Origin of the sequence: Pseudomonas sp. CFSAN084952 (assembly GCF_009648855.1) — a bacterium.
GTDB classification, from domain to species: Bacteria; Pseudomonadota; Gammaproteobacteria; order Pseudomonadales; family Pseudomonadaceae; genus Aquipseudomonas; species Aquipseudomonas paracarnis.
Window position 1 is genome coordinate 1,119,197 of record NZ_CP045767.1, and the last position, 22,105, is coordinate 1,141,301.

At 58.9% G+C, this 22,105-nt stretch carries 17 protein-coding genes; 5 read left to right on the forward strand and 12 right to left on the reverse strand.

The features are described from left to right. The first annotated feature begins 366 nt into the window (after positions 1–366). The 3 genes from GH769_RS05250 to GH769_RS05260 all read left to right on the forward strand — a co-directional run bounded on the left by GH769_RS05250 (position 367) and on the right by GH769_RS05260 (position 7,306). Positions 367–1,932, forward strand: coding sequence for a M57 family metalloprotease (locus tag GH769_RS05250; protein ID WP_014717709.1), 1,566 nt, complete (start codon positions 367–369; stop codon positions 1,930–1,932). A 1,570-nt stretch (positions 1,933–3,502) separates the two neighbouring features. Next, positions 3,503–5,212 (forward strand): M10 family metallopeptidase C-terminal domain-containing protein, encoded by a 1,710-nt coding sequence (locus GH769_RS05255; RefSeq protein WP_256670323.1) that lies wholly within the window; start codon positions 3,503–3,505, stop codon positions 5,210–5,212. Positions 5,213–5,593: 381 nt separating this feature from the next. After that, a complete protein-coding gene (locus GH769_RS05260) occupies positions 5,594–7,306 on the forward strand; it encodes a M10 family metallopeptidase C-terminal domain-containing protein (protein ID WP_256670299.1) in 1,713 nt (570 codons plus the stop codon). Between the two features lie 118 nt (positions 7,307–7,424). Here the strand turns inward: GH769_RS05260 and GH769_RS05265 are convergent, their stop codons facing one another. The 9 genes from GH769_RS05265 to gcl form a co-directional block, all read right to left on the reverse strand. Then, complete coding sequence (locus GH769_RS05265; RefSeq protein WP_014717711.1) at positions 7,425–8,630, reverse strand: MFS transporter; 1,206 nt, start codon at positions 8,628–8,630, stop codon at positions 7,425–7,427. Between the two features lie 251 nt (positions 8,631–8,881). Then, positions 8,882–9,883: a sulfate ABC transporter substrate-binding protein gene (locus GH769_RS05270; protein ID WP_032902978.1), complete on the reverse strand. Its 1,002-nt coding sequence runs from the start codon at positions 9,881–9,883 to the stop codon at positions 8,882–8,884. A 93-nt stretch (positions 9,884–9,976) separates the two neighbouring features. Next, positions 9,977–10,801, reverse strand: coding sequence for an ion transporter (locus GH769_RS05275; protein ID WP_014717713.1), 825 nt, complete (start codon positions 10,799–10,801; stop codon positions 9,977–9,979). A gap of 31 nt (positions 10,802–10,832) precedes the next feature. After that, positions 10,833–11,708, reverse strand: a complete 876-nt coding sequence (locus GH769_RS05280) for an urea transporter (RefSeq protein WP_032902979.1) — start codon at positions 11,706–11,708, stop codon at positions 10,833–10,835. 131 nt (positions 11,709–11,839) lie between these two features. Continuing rightward, positions 11,840–13,255 carry a pyruvate kinase gene (pyk, locus tag GH769_RS05285; RefSeq protein ID WP_014717715.1) on the reverse strand — a complete coding sequence of 472 codons (1,416 nt, stop codon included), beginning with the start codon at positions 13,253–13,255 and terminating at the stop codon, positions 11,840–11,842. Next, complete coding sequence (locus GH769_RS05290; RefSeq protein WP_032902980.1) at positions 13,245–14,525, reverse strand: glycerate kinase; 1,281 nt, start codon at positions 14,523–14,525, stop codon at positions 13,245–13,247. The genes pyk and GH769_RS05290 overlap by 11 nt, the downstream gene beginning before the upstream one ends. A 160-nt stretch (positions 14,526–14,685) precedes the next feature. Beyond that, positions 14,686–15,576, reverse strand: a complete 891-nt coding sequence (locus GH769_RS05295) for a 2-hydroxy-3-oxopropionate reductase (protein ID WP_019820390.1) — start codon at positions 15,574–15,576, stop codon at positions 14,686–14,688. Positions 15,577–15,704: 128 nt separating this feature from the next. Next, positions 15,705–16,487 carry a hydroxypyruvate isomerase gene (hyi, locus tag GH769_RS05300; RefSeq protein WP_014717718.1) on the reverse strand — a complete coding sequence of 261 codons (783 nt, stop codon included), beginning with the start codon at positions 16,485–16,487 and terminating at the stop codon, positions 15,705–15,707. A gap of 10 nt (positions 16,488–16,497) precedes the next feature. Next, positions 16,498–18,273 (reverse strand): glyoxylate carboligase, encoded by a 1,776-nt coding sequence (gene gcl, locus GH769_RS05305; protein ID WP_003189987.1) that lies wholly within the window; start codon positions 18,271–18,273, stop codon positions 16,498–16,500. Between the two features lie 256 nt (positions 18,274–18,529). Here gcl and GH769_RS05310 point away from each other — a divergent pair, with 256 nt between their 5' ends. Beyond that, positions 18,530–18,970, forward strand: a complete 441-nt coding sequence (locus GH769_RS05310; protein ID WP_020302584.1) for a heme-binding protein — start codon at positions 18,530–18,532, stop codon at positions 18,968–18,970. Positions 18,971–19,101: 131 nt separating this feature from the next. Here the strand turns inward: GH769_RS05310 and GH769_RS05315 are convergent, their stop codons facing one another. After that, on the reverse strand, positions 19,102–19,560 hold the full coding sequence (locus GH769_RS05315; protein WP_019820395.1) for a transposase: 459 nt from the start codon (positions 19,558–19,560) through the stop codon (positions 19,102–19,104). Positions 19,561–19,763: 203 nt separating this feature from the next. Further along, the gene (locus GH769_RS05320; RefSeq protein WP_014717721.1) at positions 19,764–20,369 is read right to left on the reverse strand and encodes a TetR/AcrR family transcriptional regulator; all 606 of its coding nucleotides are present in this window, start codon (positions 20,367–20,369) and stop codon (positions 19,764–19,766) included. Positions 20,370–20,503: 134 nt separating this feature from the next. Between GH769_RS05320 and GH769_RS05325 the strand changes: the two genes are divergently transcribed. Beyond that, on the forward strand, positions 20,504–21,424 hold the full coding sequence (locus GH769_RS05325) for a DUF808 domain-containing protein (protein ID WP_014717722.1): 921 nt from the start codon (positions 20,504–20,506) through the stop codon (positions 21,422–21,424). A 70-nt stretch (positions 21,425–21,494) separates the two neighbouring features. Here GH769_RS05325 and GH769_RS05330 read toward each other — a convergent pair whose 3' ends face one another. Beyond that, positions 21,495–22,031: a hypothetical protein gene (locus GH769_RS05330; RefSeq protein WP_019820397.1), complete on the reverse strand. Its 537-nt coding sequence runs from the start codon at positions 22,029–22,031 to the stop codon at positions 21,495–21,497. Positions 22,032–22,105 lie beyond the last annotated feature (74 nt).

The window sequence follows — 22,105 nt, forward strand, 5'->3', positions numbered from 1 at the left end:
TGTAGTGCTTGACGAGGCCAGGTCTCAGATAAAACCCTGGCACTGAGCTTATTTTTTTCTGATGTGTTTGAGTGGGTTGCTGAATGTTTGAAGTTTAACTGTCGACCCGATTAAATTAACGCTTTGCGCGTTTTTACGTCTGTAGTATCAGGGTTTTAGCGTGATTGATAAGGGGCGGCTGTGCTGCGCTGAATAAACTGTGTGCGGATTTTTTGCGGTCGTGTTTATAGGGTTTTCTTGCAAAGAATTAGCGATGGTGAAGGCGTTTTCAATATGGGAGCTTTATCGGGCTGACTACGGAACAGTCGGCATCGATAACTCCTGTACATGGACGATTCATTTCACTGTTCAGAGTAGTAAAGTGCCATGCATATCCCAGTTAGACAATCTTTCCAGTCGCATCCCCCTGAGACATTGAACTCCAATTTTTCACCTGATGAAAAGCAAGTTATTCGTTGGGCCAATAATAAAAAATCTTTCACCACGGACCAGGCGGCGAAACATATTGCGCGCAGTAACGCGAAGTTTAAGGACAGTAATAGAGATGGAAAAGTTGTGGTGGGGTTTAACTTTTCCGGGGGGTTCAATGCGGCGCAGAAAGAGCGAGCCAGGCAAGCCCTTCAATACTGGGCGGATATCGCCAATATCGAATTTGTTGAAAATGGCTCAAACACCGATGGCAAGATCACTATCAAGGGGACTGGCGGATCGGGAGGCTGGGCAACCTTTCCGTTCGGTCAGCATGCAAAAGTCCAGGCCAATATAGGCACTTCGGGTGGGCAGAACCCGACCATGGGCAGCCACTTTCTGGGTTTGTTGATCCATGAACTGGGGCATACCCTGGGGCTCAGTCATCCAGGTGAATACAATGGCCAAGGCTTCAACTACGAGCGCAGTGCCGAATATGCACAGGACACCAAGGCACGCAGTGTCATGAGCTATTGGGCCGAGACCCATCAACCGGGGCACAAGTTTGCCGGCCGCAGCCCGGCGGCACCGATGATGGACGATGTCGCGGCAGCACAGCGGCTCTATGGCGCCAATACGAAGACCCGCAATACCGACACTACCTATGGCTTCAATTCCAATGCCGGTCGCGAGGTCTACAGCCTCAAGCAGGGGAGTGACAAGCCGATTTTTACCGTCTGGGATGGCGGCGGTAACGATACGCTCGATTTCTCCGGGTTTACCCAGAACCAAACCATCAACCTCAAGGCTGAGGCGTTTTCGGACGTGGGAGGCTTGCGCGGGAACGTATCGATTGCCAAGGGCGTCATTGTCGAAAATGCCATCGGCGGTGCCGGCAACGATACCTTGACGGGAAACGAGGGCAACAATCGCCTTACGGGCGGCAAGGGTGCCGATAAGTTGCACGGCGGTGCAGGGGCAGACACGTTTGTGTATCACCGCATCGGCGATTCGACACCGCAGAACCCAGACGTTATTCAGGACTTCCAAAGCGGGCTCGACAAGATCGACCTCACCGGCGTTCTCCAGGAGGCAGGGATCAAGTCGTTGAATTTCGTTGATAAATTCGGCACAAAAGCGGGGGATGCCGTGCTCGGTCATGACTCGAAGACTGGCCGTTCCACGTTGGCTGTGGATACAACGGGGAACGGCACGGCGGATCTGATGATCGCCAGCCAAAGCCAGATCAAGCAGACGGATGTGATCTGGAACGGTGAGGCGCCGACTGTCACACCGACGCCTGGGCCCACTGTTGTCCCTGTGTCGGAACCCGTTCCGAGTCCCGTTCCCAGTCCCATTTCGGAGCCGACTGACTCCAAGCCTGATCCCAAGCCTGACCCTGACCCACAGCCAGAGCCGAGGCCAAGCCCCGGCCCGGCGCCCCGGCCGGGGAGAAGGTTTATCCAGAAAGTTTTTTCATCGTTCAAGGGGTTTGTAAATAAGGTGCGGTCGATATTCCGGTGAGTCCGGTGGCTATTGGCTAGTCCCTTGATCAGCCCAGAGCATGCCATCGCAGCGTCTGACCAACAACACGCGTACCTTTCACCGCCTTGAGCTTGCAGCTTTTCCTGACGGTGATTGCCTGGGAATGCCAGCCCCTGCAACCCAACGATTGCGCTTGCACCTTTGTGCCGTAGCGCCGCTCTCCCGGTTACCTCTGTCCAGGCTTGGACGCGCGCATCACCGCGTTCAAGCCTGCCTGCCGTACGTTTTCTCCCTTCAGCCGTGTCCTTTGCAGCGGGCTATCAGCGCTCGGTGATCGTTCTGCTTCGTCGCTTCATAGGGCGCCTGCAAGGCTCTGCTCAACCGTCGAACACTCCCGTTGAGGCACACACTGGCCGTATTGCAGTGCGTTTTTCATGTTTCAGTTTTGGAGCGTCAGCCGGATCGGTTGTTGCAGTACATTCAATGACCGTCCTCGGCCAGACTAAAACCGTTGTATGAGCACTGCAGGTTTTTTCTTTCAATACGAACTCTGCTATTCGTCTGTGCATTGGGTTGTTGTGTAGGACGGGTTAAAAGTTGCCAGTCGGGTATAGGTTTTTGGGCGATTGGGGTGTTGTCTGATTGTGAATAACGCTTTGCAATAAAAATTATGTAAAGTGTGTTTGTGAGGTTTAATGTTCATGCAAAACAAAGAGTTATCATGTTTGCGGTTAAAGTGCTATCTGTTCTGGGGTTTCGGAAGTTTTCAAGTATAAGATTAAAGTGTTTTTAAATTTTAGAGTGTGTCGAGTTGAATTATTTCACCGCTGGTGTACGGCAAGGGAGTGTGCGAATTTAACGCTGTGCCGATAACTACTGCTGCTCTTGGTGGGCGGGAATCGGTATCTCGAACGTGCTGATGTTACAGCCTCGAGTCTGATTTTTATGAGGACGTTGGTTTATGAGAGTGCCAGGACCATCCACACCTAATATTGTTATACCCAAGGAACCAGCTCTTAATAGCAGTATCAGCCCAGAAAGCCCTGCCGGGGCCTATACACTCAATAGTAAAAAGCCGGTGTTTACTACGGAACAGGCGGGAAAACACATCACCCGCAACGGTTTCAAGGTTCATGATAATAATGGTGACGGCAAAATTACCTTGTCCGTTCGCGTCTCCAAGGGCTTTACCCCGCAGCAGGCAGAGCAGGTCAGGCAGGCACTGCAATCCTGGCAGGATGTCGCTAACGTTACATTTACTGAAAAACCGCAACATTCAGACGGTCATGTTGATATCAGTGAAATGCCCGGAACACCGGGGGGAGTGGCCTCACTGCCTGATAAGTTCATGACTCGAACCTTCGTAAATATTGGAACGGCGAATGCGGGGGCGAACCCTCCACTGGGTCATTATTTTCGCGGGGTGCTTATCCATGAAATAGGTCATTCAATCGGCCTGGAACACCCGGGGCGTTATGATGGTTTTGGTAACTATGGGCGTGACGCAGTCTATGCAGGGGATACTCGAGCGCGTTCGGTGATGAGTTACTATTCAGAAAAAAACCAGCCAGGCCACGACTTCAAATTGTTGAACCCTTCTGCGCCGATGATGGATGACATCTCGGCTGTCCAGAAACTGTATGGGCCGAATACCAATACGCGCAATACCGATACAACCTATGGGTTTAATTCCAATACGAACCGTGAAGCGCTTAGTTTGAAGTCGCCAAATGACAACCCTGTTTTTTGTGTGTGGGATGGTGGTGGGAAAGACACGTTGGATTTCTCTGGGTATTCACAGCCTCAGAAAATCAATCTCAATGCCGAGTCTTTTTCGGATGTCGGTGCGTTGAAGGGTAATGTCTCCATAGCCAAGGGCGTCACACTGGAAAACGCGGTGGGCGGCAAGGGAGATGACGCTCTCATAGGTAACCAGGTCGCCAATCGTCTCAAAGGGGGCGGTGGAGCAGACCGGTTGTCAGGGGGAGGGGGGGCAGACACTTTTGTCTATGACCATGCCAATGATTCCACGCCGGATAACCCCGATGTAATTCTGGATTTTGAAAGTGGTGCAGACAAAATTGACGTCTCCGGGGCTTTGAAAAGGGCCAATCTCAGTGCGCTTAAATTCGTTGATCGCTTAACGGGTCAACCCGGCCAGGCTGTGATGAGTTACAGCGAGGGCAGTAATGAGGGAAGTCTGGCCCTGGACCTGACGGGCAACGGCAAGGCTGACCTGTTCGTAAAAAGCATCGGCCGGATAAACGCGGGTGATGTCGTGGCACACGGCGATACCCCTACGCCAAACCCTGAACCGAAAGACCCCAAGCCTGCGCCGCGGCCTCAATTCGACGAACCCAAAACCAAGCCTGAGCCCAAACCGAAGGAGCCAAAGCCTGAGGAGCCCAGGCCAAGTCCAGACCGCTGTGAGCCGAAGCCACAGCCAGACCCTTGTGAGCCGAAGCCAAGTCCAGACCGCTGTGAGCCGAAGCCACAGCCAGACCCTTGTGAGCCGAAGCCAAGTCCAGACCGCTGTGAGCCGAAGCCACAGCCAGACCCTTGTGAGCCGAAGCCAAGTCCGGACCGCTGTGAGCCGAAGCCACGGCCAGAGCCTTGTGAGCCGACGCCACGTCCAGACCTGTGTGAGCCAAAGCCGCGCCCGTCCCCGCGTGAACCCAGGCCACGGCCAGAGACCCGCGAGCCGACGCCACGTCCAGACCCGTGGGAGCCAACGCCACGCCCGAAGCCGCGTGACCCTCGGCCACGCCCGGAGACCCGCGAGCCGACGCCACGTCCAGCCCCGTGGAAGCCCACGCCACGCCCGCACCCGCGTGACCCTTGGCCACGCCCGGAGACCCGCGAACCGACGCCACGTCCAGACCCGTGGGAGCCAACGCCACGCCCGAAGCCGCGTGACCCCCGGCCACGCCCGGAGACCCGCGAGCCGACACCACGTCCAGACCCGTGTGAGCCAACGCCACGCCCGAAGCCGCGTGACCCCCGGCCACGCCCGGAGACCCGCGAGCCGACACCACGTCCAGACCCGTGTGAGCCCATGCCGCGCCCGTCCCCGCGTGACCCCAGGCCACGGCCTGAGCCCCGCGAGCCGACACCACGTCCGGCCCCGTGTGAGCCCATGCCGCGCCCGAACCCGCGTGAGCCCCGGCCATGGCCGGTGACCCGCGAGCCGACGCCTCGTCCAGATCCCTGTGATCCGCAACCGGATCCTTGCGAGCCGAGAGCTGCCAGTCGAAACGATCAGTCGGCGTATTCAGCGCGGTCTTGGAACGGGCGCCAATCACCGGCAGCCGCACGCTGAATACGTTCAAGTAGCGTGCTGCTTTTATAAGTAAAAAAGTCGCGCTGATTGCTCGATTTAAATCGAGTCTGTTGCAAAATCAAATCATGTATTACGCAGTGTATAAGTGCAAACAATCAGCAATGGCTTGATGTTCGTCAGTAAAGCGGGTGCTGTGATACTTATATAAAGATTGGTTTGTCGGGTAATTAATTTTCTTGGGTTGTGAATGGTTGAATGGGTGGGCGGTTATGCACGGACTGGCCGTAGCGGCTCGGAAGGGGAGGTTGATCGACTTAAAGATTTGAATGGCTATTAATGAAGTTGGATGTCTAGGAATTCACCGGTGACTTACGTGTGAAGTGTTGTGTTGTTGTTTTTAACTAACTGAGAAACGTGATTATGATCAATGCAAATACACCCGCTGCAAATTATTATGTGCCCACACCGAACGCGGCCCCTCAGCCGTCTCAGGTGCTACGTTCTGGCAATCCAGCTGAAAGTGAGGCTGCCAGTTTCCTTCATCGCGACGCGAACTTAGCAGCCGACAAACAAGCCTCAACAAACTCTCAATTGCTTAATCTTTCTGCTCCGCTGATAGGGGCACGCACTCATCAGCAGCGAATGTATGGATTGAGTCTAAACTCGGGGCTGCTTCGACTTGGAGACATCCATTCCGGCAACGTGGTGACGGCCCGTTGCTATCCGATGGCAGAGGAAAATACCAAACCCACTCCTGAGCCCCGGCCAAACGGCGGTACCAAGCCGGCAGCCGATCAGCCCCAGCCAAACGGCGGTACCAAGGGGGCAACAGATCAGTCTCAGCCAAACGGCGGTACCAAGCCGGCAGCCGATCAGCCCCGGCCAAACGGCGGTACCAAGCCGGCAGCCGATCAGCCTCGGCCAAGTGGCTACACCACGCCAGTAAGTGATAGGCCCAAGCCCAACATCGACACCACGCCAGTCGGTGGTAAGCCCAAACCCAGCGTCGACACCCTGCCAGTCGTTGATAAGCCCAAGCCCAACGTCGGCACCCTGCCAGTCGTTGATAAGTCCAAGCCCAACGTCGACACCCTGCCAGTCGTTGATAAGCCCAAGCCCAACGTCGGCACCCTGCCAGTCGTTGATAAGGCCAAGCCCAACGTCGGCACCCTGCCAGTCGTTGATAAGCCCAAGCCCAACATCGACACCATGTCAGTCGTTGATAAGCCCAAGCCCAACGTCGACACCATGCCAGTCGTTGATAAGCCCAAGCCCAACGTCGACACCCTGCCAGTCGTTGATAAGCCCAAGCCCAACGTCGACACCATTCCAGTCGTTGATAAGCCCAAGCCCAACATCGACACCATGTCAGTCGTTGATAAGCCCAAGCCCAACGTCGACACCCTGCCAGTCGTTGATAAGCCCAAGCTCAACGTCGACACCCTGCCAGTCGTTGATAAACCCAAGCAACCCCGTGACACCAGAACCGATGACACCACCTATGGATTCAACTCGAATACTGGCAAGGCGGAAACGACCCTGACGTCCGCGGCCGATAAGCCAGACTTCAACGTATGGGATGAGCGTGGGAACGATACCTTTGATTTCTCTGGCTTCAAGCAGGATCAAATCATCAACTTGCGCGGTGGTTCGTTTTCCAGCGTTGGGGGGATGAAGGAAAACGTCAGGATCGGCGAGAAGACGGTGATCGAAAATGCTGTGGGGGGCCATGGTAACGATCGCATCATCGGTAACAGTGCGGATAATGTGCTCACCGGTGGCGCGGGGGCCGATACGTTGGTGGGCGGCGGCGGTTGGAACACCTTCAAGTTCAACGCCTTTAGCGATTCAACCCGTGCCAATGCCGACTTGTTGTTGGACTTCAACACGGGGCAGGACAAGATCGACCTGTCGCAAATGGTGCTCGACGGCAAGGTAGCGTTGAACTTCGTCGAGAACTATACGGGGGCGGCAGGCGACACCATCATCAAGTTTAATCCGCAAACGGGACGTTACTTGCTGGCGGTCGACCTGGATGGCGATGGCAAGACCGACTTCCTGATCAAAAGCACCCGAATGATCAGTCCAGAAGATGTCATCGGGCTCAACATCAAAGAGGGCAGTTATCTCTAATGCCTTGATCGCGCGCCTTTGACGGGCGCCACTGCTGGAAGCAAGGCGGGGGCGGGACTTACTCACGTGTTGATTAAGTCCCGCCCTTTTGTGCGTTTTGAAGTGGCGCACGGGCTCGTCAGGACGCTTGGACGGTGGCCAACGCGGCTTTACGTGCAACGCTCATGAAACGCAACAACGCAACCAGCGCAAATGCACTGCCCACCAGCATGACGGCCAACCAGCCGCCATGTTCATACACGCTGCTGGCAATCGCTGAACCGAACGCACCGCCGATAAAAATGCTGGTCATGTACAGCGCGTTCAGGCGGCTGCGGCTGTTGGCATCGAGGGCGTAGATGGCGCGCTGGCCGAGGACCATATTCATCTGCACGCAGAAGTCCAGAACCACACCGGTGACTGCCAGGCCGATCACGCTGTAAAGCGGGTGTACCAACGCCGGCAGGAAACTCAGCGCGCCAAACAGCATCGCCAGCAACGAGGCGCGGTGGGTATGGCCGGCGTCGGCCAGGCGACCGGCCATGGGCGCGGCGATGGCGCCAAGTGCACCGACCAGGGCAAACAGTGCGATCTCGCTTTGGCTCAGGCCGTGGTTACGCGCCAGTTCCAGTGGTACGGCAGTCCAGAACAGGCTGAAGGCGGCGAACATGCAACCCTGGTAGAACGCCCGCTGGCGCAACAGCGGTTGTTCACGCAACAGGGTGCCCAGGGAGCGCAGCAACTGGCCGTAGCTGGCACTGTGATCGGGCTGGCGCTTGGGGATTGTCAGCATCAGCACCACGCTGATGAACGCCATCAGTGCGGCGGCCGCCATGAACATCGCACGCCAGCCGAAGTGGTCGGCCACCACGCTCGACACCGGCCGTGCCAGCAGGATGCCCAGCAGCAGGCCGCCCATGATGCTGCCGACCACCCGCCCACGGGACTCGGCCGGCGCCAGGTGTGCGGCCAGCGGAATCAGGATCTGCACCGAGACGGAACTGAAACCGATCAGCAGCGACACCAGCAGGAACAGGTTCGGCTGTTCGATAAACGCCGCACCCAGCAGGCTGGCGATCGCCACGACGGTGGTGGCGATCATCAGCTTGCGGTTTTCCAGCAGGTCGCCCAGAGGCACCAGGAAAAACAGGCCCAGGGCATAGCCGATTTGCGTGAGGGACACGATCAGGCTGGCCATTGCCGGCGTCAGGCCAATGTCCGGGGCAATCAGCTCGATGATCGGTTGCGCGTAGTAGATGTTGGCGACAATGGCGCCGCAGCAAAACGCGAACAGCATGACCATGCCCCGGGTCATGGTGCCTGCAGCGTGAGAGGTTGCGTTCATGGTGTACTCATAAAGGCGAAGGACGATGGCGTGAGAGAGTAAAGACAAGGCTCGCAAGTGAGTAGGCTGCTTGTGGTGATATCACTTATGCGGGCTGATGATACATTCAGACACATCTGCCCTACGCAAAAAAGTGGGAGCTGGCTTGCCTGCGATGGCGGTGCACCAGTCACCAGAAATATGACTGATAGATCGCTTTCGCAGGCAAGCCAGCTCCCACAGGTTTGACCGAGTTGATTCAGTCAGATGGATTATTGGCCAGAGTAGATCTGGTCAAACACCCCGCCATCATTGAAATGGGTCTTTTGCACTGTGCGCCAGTCGCCGAAGGTCTTCTCCACCGACAGGAAGTCCACCTTGGGGAACCGGTCGGTGTACTTGGCCAGCACCTTAGGGTCCCGTGGGCGCAGGTAATTGTTGGCCGCAATTTCCTGGCCTTCGGGCGACCACAGATACTTGAGGTAGTCCTCAGCCACCGCACGAGTGCCTTTTTTCTCGACCACTTTATCCACCACCGACACCGGCGGTTCGGCTTCGGCGGAGACGCTTGGGTAGACCACTTCGAACTGATCACGGCCAAACTCACGGGCGATCATTTCCGCTTCGTTTTCAAAGGTCACCAACACGTCGCCAATCTGGTTGGTCATGAAGGTGGTGGTGGCGGCGCGGCCACCGGTGTCCAGCACGGGCGCTTGCTTGAACAACTTTCCAACGAAGGTCTTGGCCTTGTCTTCATCGCCGCCGTTCTTCAACACGTAGCCCCAGGCCGACAGGTAGGTGTAGCGGCCGTTGCCCGAGGTCTTCGGGTTGGGCACGATCACTTGCACGCCATCCTTGAGCAGGTCGGGCCAGTCTTTCAACGCCTTGGGGTTGCCTTTGCGCACGATAAAGACTGTGGCTGAGGTGAATGGCGCACTGTTATTCGGCAGGCGTGTCACCCAGTTGTCCGGCACCAGCTTGCCGTTGTCGACCAGGGCATTGATGTCGGTGGCCATGTTCATGGTGATCACATCGGCGGGCAGGCCGTCGATCACCGAGCGCGCCTGTTTGCTGGAGCCGCCGAAGGCCATCTGCAACGTCAGCTTGTCGTCCGGGTGCTCGGCTGCCCAATGCTTCTGGAAGGCGGCGTTGTAGTCCTTGTAGAAATCGCGCATCACGTCGTAGGAGACGTTGAGCAGGGTGGTCGCTGCCTGGGCGGAGCCCGCCAGGGCCAGGCCGGCGGCCAGTAGGGAGGCGCTGAGGATTTTTTTCACTGCTCATTCCTTGTTGTTCGAGAAGAGGGAGGCAATTTGCCAGCGACTATAGCCGGGCCTTCATAGAGCTTTAAAGATTAAAAAGAACTTTGCTTATTCCAGTTTGCGAAACAGATTGCTGCCACAGCGCGCACAAAACGCGGCGTTGGGTTCATGGCTGTCCTTCTTGCACACTGGGCAGTCGGTATGCAGCTGTTCGCCGCGCATGGCACTGGCCAGTTCAGCCGTAAAAATACCCGTCGGCACGGCGATGATCGAGTAACCGGTGATCATCACCAGCGATGAAATAACCTGGCCCAGGGGCGTCTTGGGCACGATATCGCCGAAGCCCACGGTGGTCAGGGTGACGATCGCCCAGTAGATGCCCTTGGGGATACTGGTAAAGCCATGTTCCGGGCCTTCGATCACGTACATCAAGGTGCCGAACACCGTCACCAGGGTGCACACGCTGACCAGGAACACCACGATCTTCTGCTTGCTGCCGCGCAGCGCCGCCATCAGGTAGTTGGCCTGCTTGAGATACGGGCTGAGCTTGAGCACGCGGAAGATGCGCAGCATGCGGATGATGCGGATGATCAGCAGATACTGGGCGTCGCTGTAGTACAGCGCGAGGATGCCGGGGACGATGGCGAGCAGGTCCACCAAGCCATAAAAGCTGAAGGCATAGCGCAGCGGCTTGGGCGAGCAATACAGGCGCAGGCCGTACTCGATGGCGAAGATCAGCGTGAAACCCCACTCGATATAGGCCAGCACGTCGGCGTAGTTCTGGTGAATTGTGTCGATGCTGTCGAGCATCACGATCACCAGGCTGGCGAGGATGATCAGCAGCAGGATGCCGTCAAAGCGCCGCCCGGCGACGGTGTCGCTTTGGAACACCATGATGTAGAGGCGCTGGCGCCAGTCGTTGTTGCTGTCCATAAACCCTGCCTGAAACGAATATCGAGCAAGCCTAGGGCGATTCGTACGGGCTGTCCATGTGAGGCTTGTGCAGCATTCGCTGACCGGCGCGCACCAGCCAGCACGCGAGGATAAACGGCGCGGTCAGCGCGGGCAGGTGCAGGGCGCCAAAGCCTGGGGTGAGCAGGATGGCCAGGCCGATACCCAGCAGTGGCAACCAAGGCTGGCGACGCGACGAGCACAGGGCCAGGGCGGCCAGCGCGGGGTTATAGCTGTGCAGGCCGAGCAGAGCGCCAGTGGCGTCGTTCAACCACAGGCCGGCCAGCATGCCGAGAGTGGCGCCGCCCAAGGCCCACGCGACGGCGCGACGGTCGGCCAGCAGCAAGCCCAAGGCGATCAGCACACCCGCCAGGGGCTGGTCCAGCAGCATGATTTGCCCAAGGCCGGTGAAGGGCGCGGCCAGTATAGCGACAGTGTCGGGCTCGCTCAGCGCAAGGGTGTTCTGCGGGACCTGGCCGAGCAGCAACCAGCCCAGCCCAACAAAGGGCGCGGTGTACGCTGGCAAATCCAGGGGTTGGGTCGCGTATTTCAACCAGTGCCGGGTGAGGATGGCACTCAAGCCGCCGCACGCCAGGATCAGCGGCGGCACCAGCGCCGACCAGGCAAAGTGCTGGCTGATCAACAGGCCCAGCAATACGCCGTTGTAGCTATACAGCCCGGCCTGGCGCTCGGCCTTGGGATACCCCCGGCGCTGGGCCGTGAGCAACCCCGCGACACCTCCCAGCAAGGCACCGCCGAGCAACGCCGGGGCGCCGATCAGGATCGCCAGCAGGCACAGCAGGCCGCACAGCGGGTGGCGCTGCAGGAAGATTTGGCTGAAGCCGTTGAGCAGGGCTTCGGCCCAGTCGGGGCAGGTTGGGTTGTGCATTTGGGTTGAGTCAATAAGACCGAGTTGCCCTCCTCGCAGGCAAGCCAGCTCCCACATTTGATTGATGTTCGACATGCAAACTCGATCAAATGTGGGAGCCGGGCTTGCCCGCGATGAGGCCCTGACAGGCGCTAAATCAGCGTCTCTATACGCAGCGAATTGGTGGACCCCGGCTGCCCGAACGGCACCCCTGCGGTAATCACCAAGGTATCGCCACGCTGCGCCATGCCCTGGGCCTGGGCAATTTCCAGCGCGGTGGAACACACCTCGTCCACCTGGCGCAGCCGATCATTGACTACCGAGTGCACGCCCCACGCCACGCTCAGGCGTCGCGCCGTGGACAGGTTGGGCGTGAGGTTGAGAATCGGCGCCACGGGCCGTTCCCGCGCCGCCCGCAAGCTGGAACTGCCGGACTCGCTGTAGTTCACCAGTACCGCTACCGGCAGGATGCTGCTGATGCGGCGGATCGCGCAGCTGATGGCGTCCGACACCGTGGCATCTGCCTTGGGCCGGCTGACATCCAACTGTGCCTGGTAGTCTGGGCCGTTTTCCACCTGGCGGATGATCTTGCTCATCATCTGCACCGCTTCCAGCGGGTACTCGCCCGAGGCGGTTTCCGCCGACAGCATCACCGCGTCCGCACCTTCAGCCACCGCATTGGCGACATCGGTGACTTCGGCGCGGGTGGGTGCTGGCGAGAAGCGCATGGATTCGAGCATCTGCGTGGCCACCACCACCGGCTTACCCAGTTGGCGGCAGGTGCTGATGATGTCTTTCTGGATCTGCGGCACGCTCTCGGCCGGCACTTCCACGCCCAAATCACCCCGGGCCACCATGATCGCGTCGCTCAGTTCGGCGATTTCGCGCAGCCGTTGCACCGCTGACGGCTTTTCGATCTTGGCCATCAAAAACGCCTTATCACCAATCAGCTCGCGGGCTTCGCGGATGTCTTCCGGGCGCTGCACAAACGACAGCGCCACCCAGTCCACACCCAGCTCCAGGCCGAAGCTCAGGTCGCGGCGGTCCTTGGCGGTGAGTGGGCTCAGTTCCAACAGCGCTTGTGGGACGTTCACACCTTTACGGTCAGACAGTTCGCCGCCATTGAGCACGGTGGTGTCGATGGCGTCGGCATGCTTGGTGATCACGCGCAGGCGCAGCTTGCCGTCGTCGAGCAGCAGGTCCATGCCCGGCTCCAGGGCCGCGATGATTTCCGGGTGGGGCAGGTTGACCCGGCGTTGGTCCCCCAAAGTTTCATCCAGGTCCAGGCGCAGGGCCTGGCCGCGAACGAGCTGCACCTTGCCTTCGGCAAAGCGTCCCACCCGCAGCTTCGGCCCTTGCAGGTCCATGAGGATACCGAGCGGGTAGTTGAGCTGGCGCTCGACCTGGCGAATCCACTGGTAGCGCTGGGCATGGTCGGCGTGGTCGCCGTGGCTGAAGTTGAGGCGGAAGATATTTACCCCGGCCTCCACCAGCTCGCGGATGTCATCGATACCGTCGGTGGCCGGGCCCAGGGTGGCGAGGATTTTGACCTTCTTGTCAGGCGTCATGGTTGGCAGTCTCAAGGATCAGGATGGCGCGCAAGTCGTTGACGTTGGTGCGCGTCGGCTCGGTGACGATCAAGTCGCCCAGGGCGGCGAAATAGCCGTAGCCGTTGTTGTTGTCCAGCTCATCACTGGCCGACAGGCCCAGGGCTTCGGCACGGCGGTAGCTGCAGGGGGTCATGATCGCGCCGGCGTTGTCTTCAGAACCGTCGATGCCATCGGTATCGCCGGCCAGGGCGTACACGCCGGGCAGGCCCTTGAGGCTGTCGGTGAGGCTCAAGAGGAATTCCGCGTTGCGCCCGCCACGGCCGTCGCCGCGTACGGTGACGGTGGTTTCGCCCCCCGAAAGGATCACGCACGGCGCCGCCAGTGGCTGGCCGTGCTGCACGATCTGGCGGGCGATGCCGGCGTGTACCTTGGCCACATCGCGGGCTTCGCCTTCCAGATCACCGAGGATCAGCGGGCTGAAACCGGCCTGGCGCACTTTTACTGCTACCGCTTCCAGGGATTGCTGCGGGCGGGCGATCAATTGGAAGTGGCTGCGGGCAAGCACCGGGTCGTCGGGCTTGACGGTTTCCGAGGCCGGGTTCTGCAACCAACTGCGCACCGAAGCGGGGGCGTCGATGTGGTAACGCTTGAGGATCGCCAGGGCCTGTTGTGAGGTGCTCGGGTCACCGACGGTCGGGCCCGAGGCAATCACCGTGGCCTGGTCGCCCGGTACATCGGAGATCGCGTAGGTGTACACCGTGGCCGGCCACGCAGCCTTGGCCAACCGACCGCCCTTGATCGCCGAGAGGTGCTTGCGCACGCAATTCATCTCGCCAATGGTGGCGCCGGATTTAAGCAGGGCTTTGTTGATGGCTTGCTTGTCCGCCAGGGTGATGCCCTCGGCGGGCAGGGCGAGTAGTGCCGAGCCACCGCCGGAGAGCAGGAAGATCACGCGGTCGTCTTCACCCAGATGGCTGATCAGTTCCAGCACGCGCTGGGCCACGGCCAGGCCGGCCGCATCCGGCACCGGATGGGCGGCTTCGACCACTTCGATTTTTTTGCATGGCGCGCCATGGCCGTAGCGGGTGACCACCAGGCCCGAGACCTCGCCCTGCCAACAGTCTTCGACGACCAGTGCCATGGCGGCCGCGGCTTTGCCGGCTCCGATCACGATCACACGGCCACTGCGGTCGGCAGGCAGGTAGGGTTCAAGGACTTGCCGGGGGTGGGCGGCGTCGATGGCTGTGGCAAACAGCTCGCGAAGCAGGTGTTGCGGATCGACCGACATAAGCGGGCTCCCGGGGGATTCTTGTTATTAGAGGTGCAGCACATTCAAAGGTGGGAGCTGGCTTGCCTGCGATAGCGGTGGGGCAGGCACCTGATCTGTCACTCAGAGACCGCTATCGCAGGCAAGCCAGCTCCCACACTGGAGTGCATTTCAAGCTGGGTTATTTTTCGCGAATCGAGAAGTTCGCCATATGCTCCAGGCCCTTGATCAGCGCCGAGTGGTCCCAGTTGCCGCCGCCAATTGCCGTGCAGGTGCTGAACACTTGCTGGGTGCCGGCGGTGTTCGGCAGGTTGATCCCCAGTTCCTTGGCACCAGCCAGCGCCAGGTTCAGGTCCTTCTGGTGCAGGTTGATGCGGAAACCCGGATCGAAGGTGCCCTTGATCATGCGCTCGCCGTGCACTTCCAGGATCTTCGACGATGCAAAGCCACCCATCAGCGCTTCACGCACTTTGGCCGGGTCGGCGCCGTTTTTGGAGGCGAACAACAACGCTTCGGCCACCGCCTGGATGTTCAGCGCGACGATGATCTGGTTGGCCACCTTGGCGGTCTGGCCATCGCCATTGCCGCCTACCAGGGTGATGTTTTTGCCCATGCTCTGGAACAGCGGCAACGCGCGTTCGAACGTCTGCGGTTCGCCGCCGACCATGATGCTCAAGGTGCCGGCCTTGGCACCGACTTCACCACCGGACACCGGTGCGTCCAGGTACTGCGCGCCGGCCTGGTTGACCTTGGCGGCGAATGCTTTGGTCGCAGTAGGGGAGATCGAGCTCATGTCGATCACCACCTTGTTCGGTGACAGGCCCGCAGCCACGCCGTCGGCGCGAAACAGCACGTCATCGACTTGAGGGGTGTCGGGCACCATGACGATGATGAACTCGGCTTCCTGGGCCACTTGTTGCGGGTTGGCCAGCGCCACGGCGCCGGCGCTGATCAGTTCAGCCGGAGCCTTGCCGTGATGTTCGGAGAGAAACAGTTGATGGCCTGCTTTCTGCAGGTTGGCGGCCATGGGTTGGCCCATGATGCCGGTGCCGATGAATCCGATTTTAGCCATGATCAAAATCCTCGTTTAATGTGGGAGCTGGCTTGCCTGCGATGGCATCACCTGGGTATGCCTGATACAGCGAGGTGTCCGCATCGCTGGCAAGCCAGCTCCCACAGTGTTTTGTGTTGTGTCAGTTGTCAGATGGCGTTATGGGTTTTGAGCCAGCCCAAACCCGCCTCGGTAGTGGTCAACGGCTTGTACTCACAGCCGACCCAACCCGCGTAACCAATGCGGTCCAGATGCTCGAACAGGAAGCGGTAGTTGATCTCACCGGTACCTGGCTCGTTGCGCCCTGGGTTGTCCGCCAGTTGAATGTGGTTGATCTCGCCCAGGTGCGCCGCCATGGTCCGCGCCAGGTCGCCTTCCATGATTTGCATGTGGTAGATGTCGTATTGCAGGAACAGGTTGGCGCTGCCCACTTGCTCGCGAATCGACAGGGCCTGCGCCGTGTTGTTGAGGTAGAAGCCCGGAATGTCGCGGGTGTTGATCATCTCCATCACCAGCTTGATACCCGCCGCCTGCAGCTTCTCGGCGGCGTACTTGAGGTTGGCGACGAAGGTCTTTTCTACGGTCTCGTCATCAACGCCTTGTGGCCGGATACCCGCCAGGCAGTTGACCTGGGTGTTGCCCAAGACCTGGGCATAGGCGATTGCCAGTTTGACCCCGGCACGGAACTCCTCGACCCGGTCCGGGTGGCAAGCCAGGCCGCGCTCGCCCTTGGCCCAGTCACCGGCTGGCAGGTTGAACAGCACCTGGGTCAGGCCGTTGGCGTCCAGCTGCGCCTTGATATCGGCAGAGCTGAATTCATACGGGAACAGGTACTCCACGCCCTGGAAACCGGCATCGGCAGCCGCTTTGAAGCGGGCAAGGAAATCCTGTTCGGTAAACAACATGGACAGGTTGGCAGCAAAGCGCGGCATAGGGTTCTCCTTAATCGAGCAGGGAAATGGCAGTCGGCGCATCGTTGCCGACCAGGGCCAGATCTTCGAATTCATTGACAGCGTTGATCTCGGTGCCCATGGAAATATTGGTCACCCGTTCCAGAATAATCTCAACGATCACGGGCACCTTGAATTCTTCGATCATCTCTTGGGCGCGGCGCAAGGCCGGTTGGATCTGGCCTGGCTCGAACACACGCAGAGCCTTGCAGCCCAAGCCCTCGGCAACCGCCACATGGTCGACGCCATAGCCGTTGAGTTCGGGGGCGTTGAGGTTGTCGAAGGACAGCTGCACGCAGTAGTCCATCTCGAACCCACGCTGGGCCTGGCGGATCAGGCCCAGGTATGAGTTGTTCACTACCACATGGATGTACGGCAGCTTGAACTGTGCGCCCACCGCCAGTTCTTCGATCATGAACTGGAAGTCATAGTCGCCCGACAAGGCCACCACTTTGCGGCTCGGGTCGGCCTTGACCACGCCCAGCGCCGCGGGAATGGTCCAGCCCAGTGGGCCAGCCTGGCCGCAGTTGATCCAGTGGCGTGGCTTGTACACATGCAAGAATTGCGCGCCGGCAATCTGCGACAGGCCGATGGTGCTGACGTAGCAGGTGTCTTTTCCGAACACCTGGTTCATCTCTTCGTACACGCGTTGCGGCTTGACCGGCACATTGTCGAAGTGAGTCTTGCGGTGCAGGGTGGCCTTGCGCTGTTGGCAGTCATGCAACCAGGCACTGCGGTCCTTGAGCTTGCCGGCGGCTTTCCACTCGCGGGCCACTTCAATGAACATCGTCAGCGCGGAGCCGGCGTCAGAAACGATGCCCAGGTCCGGCGTGAACACGCGGCCAATCTGGGTCGGTTCGATGTCGACGTGAATGAATTTACGGCCCTCGGTGTACACCTCGACCGAACCGGTGTGACGGTTGGCCCAGCGGTTGCCGATGCCCAGCACCACGTCCGACTTGAGCATCGTCGCGTTGCCGTAGCGGTGCGAGGTTTGCAGGCCGACCATGCCCACCATCAGCGGATGGTCGTCCGGGATCGTGCCCCAGCCCATCAGGGTCGGGATCACCGGGATGCCGGTCAGCTCAGCGAACTCCACCAGCAGCTCGCTGGCGTCGGCGTTGATCACGCCACCACCGCTCACCAGCAATGGGCGTTCGGCTGCGTCGAGCAGAGCCAGGGCTTTTTCCACTTGCACACGGGTCGCCAGCGGCTTGGCCAGGGGCAGCGGCTGGTAGGCGTCGATGTCGAATTCGATCTCGGCCATCTGTACGTCGAACGGCAGGTCGATCAACACCGGGCCAGGGCGGCCGGAGCGCATTTCATAGAAGGCTTTCTGGAACGCGTAAGGCACTTGGCCGGGTTCCAGCACCGTGGTTGCCCACTTGGTCACTGGCTTGACGATGCTGGTGATGTCCACGGCCTGGAAGTCTTCCTTGTGCATCCGGGCGCGGGGGGCTTGGCCGGTAATGCACAGGATCGGGATCGAGTCGGCCGAGGCGCTATACAGGCCGGTGACCATGTCGGTACCCGCCGGGCCCGATGTGCCGATGCACACGCCGATATTGCCGGCCTTGGTGCGGGTGTAGCCCTCGGCCATGTGCGAGGCGCCTTCAACGTGGCGAGCAAGGACGTGATCGATGCCACCCACCTTCTGCAAGGCCGAATACAGCGGGTTGATCGCGGCGCCTGGGATACCGAAGGCGGTATCCACACCTTCACGGCGCATCACCAGGACAGCGGCTTCGATTGCTCTCATTTTGCTCATGGTTTTGGTGCCTCTTGCGTTTTGTAATTGTATACAAGTGGTGTCTGTCCAAAGTGTATTCACGGCGAGCTACGTTGGTCAATGCCTTTCGTGAACTGACCTTTGCGTTCGTCGGAAGCGCTTTTTTCGACGTATGGAGCCTTTGTTGAAAAATATTGTATACAAAAACAGATATCATTGTGTTCTATTTGTGTCATCGAGCATCTGATCAAACAGACCTCACCGCGTTACCCATAACAAGATAAGGACGGCACCTATGAGCGCTTTAACCTTGAAACTCGCCACCCAGCTGGCCACCCAGGCCCTTACTGCAGGCCGCACCATTTCGGCTGCGCCACTGACCATCGCCGTGCTCGACAGCGGCGGCCATCTGGTCACCCTGCAACGCGAAGACGGCGCCAGCCTGCTACGCCCGCAAATCGCCATCGGCAAAGCCTGGGGCGCCATTGCCCTGGGCAAGGGTTCACGTTTGCTGGCACTGGACGCCCAACAGCGCCCGGCGTTTATCGCGGCGTTGAACAGTCTGGGGCAGGGCAGCGTCGTGCCGGCACCGGGTGGGGTGTTGATTCGGGATCAGAGCGGCATGGTGCTCGGCGCAATTGGGATCAGCGGGGACACGTCCGATATTGACGAGCAGTGTGCGATCACGGCGATAGAGGGGGTGGGGTTGATGGCGGATGCGGGGGTGTCGGCTTGAATCGTTCTGACTGTGAGTAAGCTATCGCAGGCAAGCCAGCTCCCACATTGGCGGTGTTCACAAATCCAACTGTGTGAATCCAATCAGTGTGGGAGCTGGCTTGCCTGCGATGCAGTCGACTCGGTCTACAGTCAAACCCAAATAGCATCCCACAGCGGATAGTCGCCAAACTTCTTTACCAGCCCAGCCCTGAGTGGATTAGCTACGATGTAGCGTGCAATCCCCTCAAGGCTTTCCTCTCGACGCACGGCATGATCATGAAAGCCCGGCTGCCAGAGGCGACCTTGGCGGCCAGCCACCGCATTCACAATTCGGGTGCTCTTGGACTTCACTTGTCGCATCAAGTCGGCAAGCGAACCTTTCTCCAGAGAAACAAGCCAATGGAAATGGTCAGGCATTACCACCCAGGCCAATGATGTTGCGAGCCCTTTATATTGGGCGATCCTGAATTGTTGTACGACCAGGCGGCCGAGTCTGAAGTCGCTGAAGATGGGCTCGCGTTCAAGGGTGTTGGTGGTGAGCAGGTAAATGCGGTTGGACTCGTTATAGCGGCCGATGCGCAGGCGTTTTGAAGCAGGTAAATCAGGCATTCCGTGGCCTCTCTTCAGATGGTGTTCTGAGAGGCTAGACTGAGGGGCGAAGGCTGATCGGCAGGCTTTTAGCAGGATGTGTCTGGATGGGCGCTATCGCGGGCAAGCCCGCTCCCACAGGGGATTGTGACCAATTTACATTTTGTGTCCCGCGCAAATCCGTGTGGGAGCTGGCTTGCCTGCGATAGCCTCTGCGCGGTCTATCAATCCGGCTCACACCCCTTGAGCACCAACCGAATGATCGTCTGCGCCGCCGCCTCATAATCGGCCTCATCCAGCTTGGCCTTGCCGGTTACCGCCGAGATCTGCCAGTCGAAATCGGCATAGGTCTGGGTGGCTGCCCAGATGCTGAACATCAGGTGGTTGGGGTCAATTGCTGCGATCAGGCCACGGTCAACCCAGCTCTGGATGCAGTCGATATTGTGCTTGGCCTGGGCATTGAGCTGTTCAACCTGGTCGGTGCTCAGGTGTGGGGCGCCGTGCATGATTTCGCTGGCGAACACCTTGGAGGCGAACGGCAGGTCGCGGGAGATGCGGATTTTGGAGCGGATGTAGTTGCTCAATACTTCCTTGGGCTCGCCTTCGGGGTTGAACGGCGTGGAGGCGGCCAGGATCGGCTCGATAATGCTTTCGAGCACCTCGCGGTAAAGGTTGTCCTTGGATTTGAAGTAGTAATAGACGTTGGGCTTGGGCAGCCCGGCCTTGGCGGCGATGTCGCTGGTTTTGGTCGCGGCGAAGCCCTTGTCGGCAAACTCCTCGCTCGCCGCCCGCAGGATTTTTTCTTTGTTGCGCTCGCGAATGCTGCTCATAAACCAGACGTTTCCTTGCCATGACAGGCGGTTGCGCATGGTAGCACCGGCCATCCGCAAGCCTCAACAATCTGCCCGCAACGCCTTGCGCCGCGCTATGCTCGCGCCATCTCTCTCTAACGGAAGTTCGGTTCATGGCAGGAAGCAGCTTGTTGGTGTTGATCGACGATATCGCGGCGGTACTCGATGACGTCGCGCTGATGACGAAAATGGCCGCCAAGAAGACATCGGGCGTGCTGGGCGATGACCTTGCACTGAACGCCCAGCAGGTCTCCGGCGTGCGGGCCGAGCGGGAAATTCCCGTGGTGTGGGCGGTGGCCAAGGGCTCGTTTATCAACAAGTTGATCCTGGTGCCGACGGCCCTGTTGATCAGCGCCTTTGCTCCGTGGGCGGTGATACCACTGTTGATGCTTGGCGGTGCCTATCTGTGTTTCGAGGGCTTCGAAAAACTCGCGCACAAATTCCTGCACAGCAAGGCTGAAGATCAAGCCGAACACGCACAGTTGGCTGAAGCGGTGGCCGATCCGGCAACCGATCTGGTGGCGTTCGAGAAAGACAAGATCAAGGGTGCCATCCGCACCGACTTCATTCTGTCCGCCGAAATCATTGCCATCACCCTCGGCATTGTCGCCGACGCGCAGCTCACACAGCAGGTGATTGTGCTGTCGGGTATCGCCATTGTCATGACCATCGGCGTATATGGATTGGTGGCTGGTATTGTCAAGCTCGACGACCTGGGGCTGTGGCTGACGCAGAAGCCGGGCCAGGTGGCACGCAGTATTGGCGGCGCGATTCTGAGTGCGGCGCCGTACATGATGAAGAGCTTGTCGGTGATCGGCACGGCGGCGATGTTTATGGTCGGTGGTGGCATTCTCACCCATGGCGTGCCCGTGGTGCACCACTGGATCGAGACGGTGAGCCAAAGCACAGGGGCGCTGGCGTGGCTGATGCCGACGTTGCTGAATGCGGTGGCGGGGATTATTGCCGGTGGGGTGGTTCTGGTATTGCTCACCTTAGTGACCAAGCTCTGGGTTGTTTTAAAATCCAAACCATAACGTGCCCATGCTTTCTCAAAACAAGCAGTGCCAGGCGGCGCTGCTTGTTTTTCAGCTAACAGCGCTTCACTTAATGAAAGACATCGTAACCGTGATCGGCAAAGTTCAGTAGAAGCCTTGCCTCGGAACCCTCGGTCGTCAGATGCTCAGTGGTCAGCCTGTTATAGTACAAGCGAGGCAAGGCGCTGCTCATCCCGTTAATCATTTGGTCGCCCACTGTCGAATTGTTTCCTCCTAGGCTATCGATATATTCAAGCACTCGCTCCGCATTCGCGGCGATATCAGCGCGCTCACTGTCGCTGAGGCTGGGATCGTTCCAATTGCCTCCAACCTTATCGTAGAAATCGTCGATCCTGTGTTCTTCAAGCCGCGCTGCATAGGGATTCGTGAATGGATCCAGGTGAGCGGACGTCGGCATTTTATCGGCGGGCAATGGTGTAAGCAGATTGTCGAACAAGGGGTTTTTGGTGATTTCGTCTACGGTCCGATAATCGCCAGCTGCCCGGCCGGTGTTTTCGGTTGGGGCTTGCAGCTTCGGCATACCAAACTGTTGTGCAATGGCGTCTATCGAGCCAGCCGCCAAATTCAAGGTGTTCGGAATGAACATGATGTGTCCTTTTGAAGAAGTTTAATCAGGAATACCTCGGCGGCCTTGGGTGAGCCGCCGGGTCAGTACCTGTG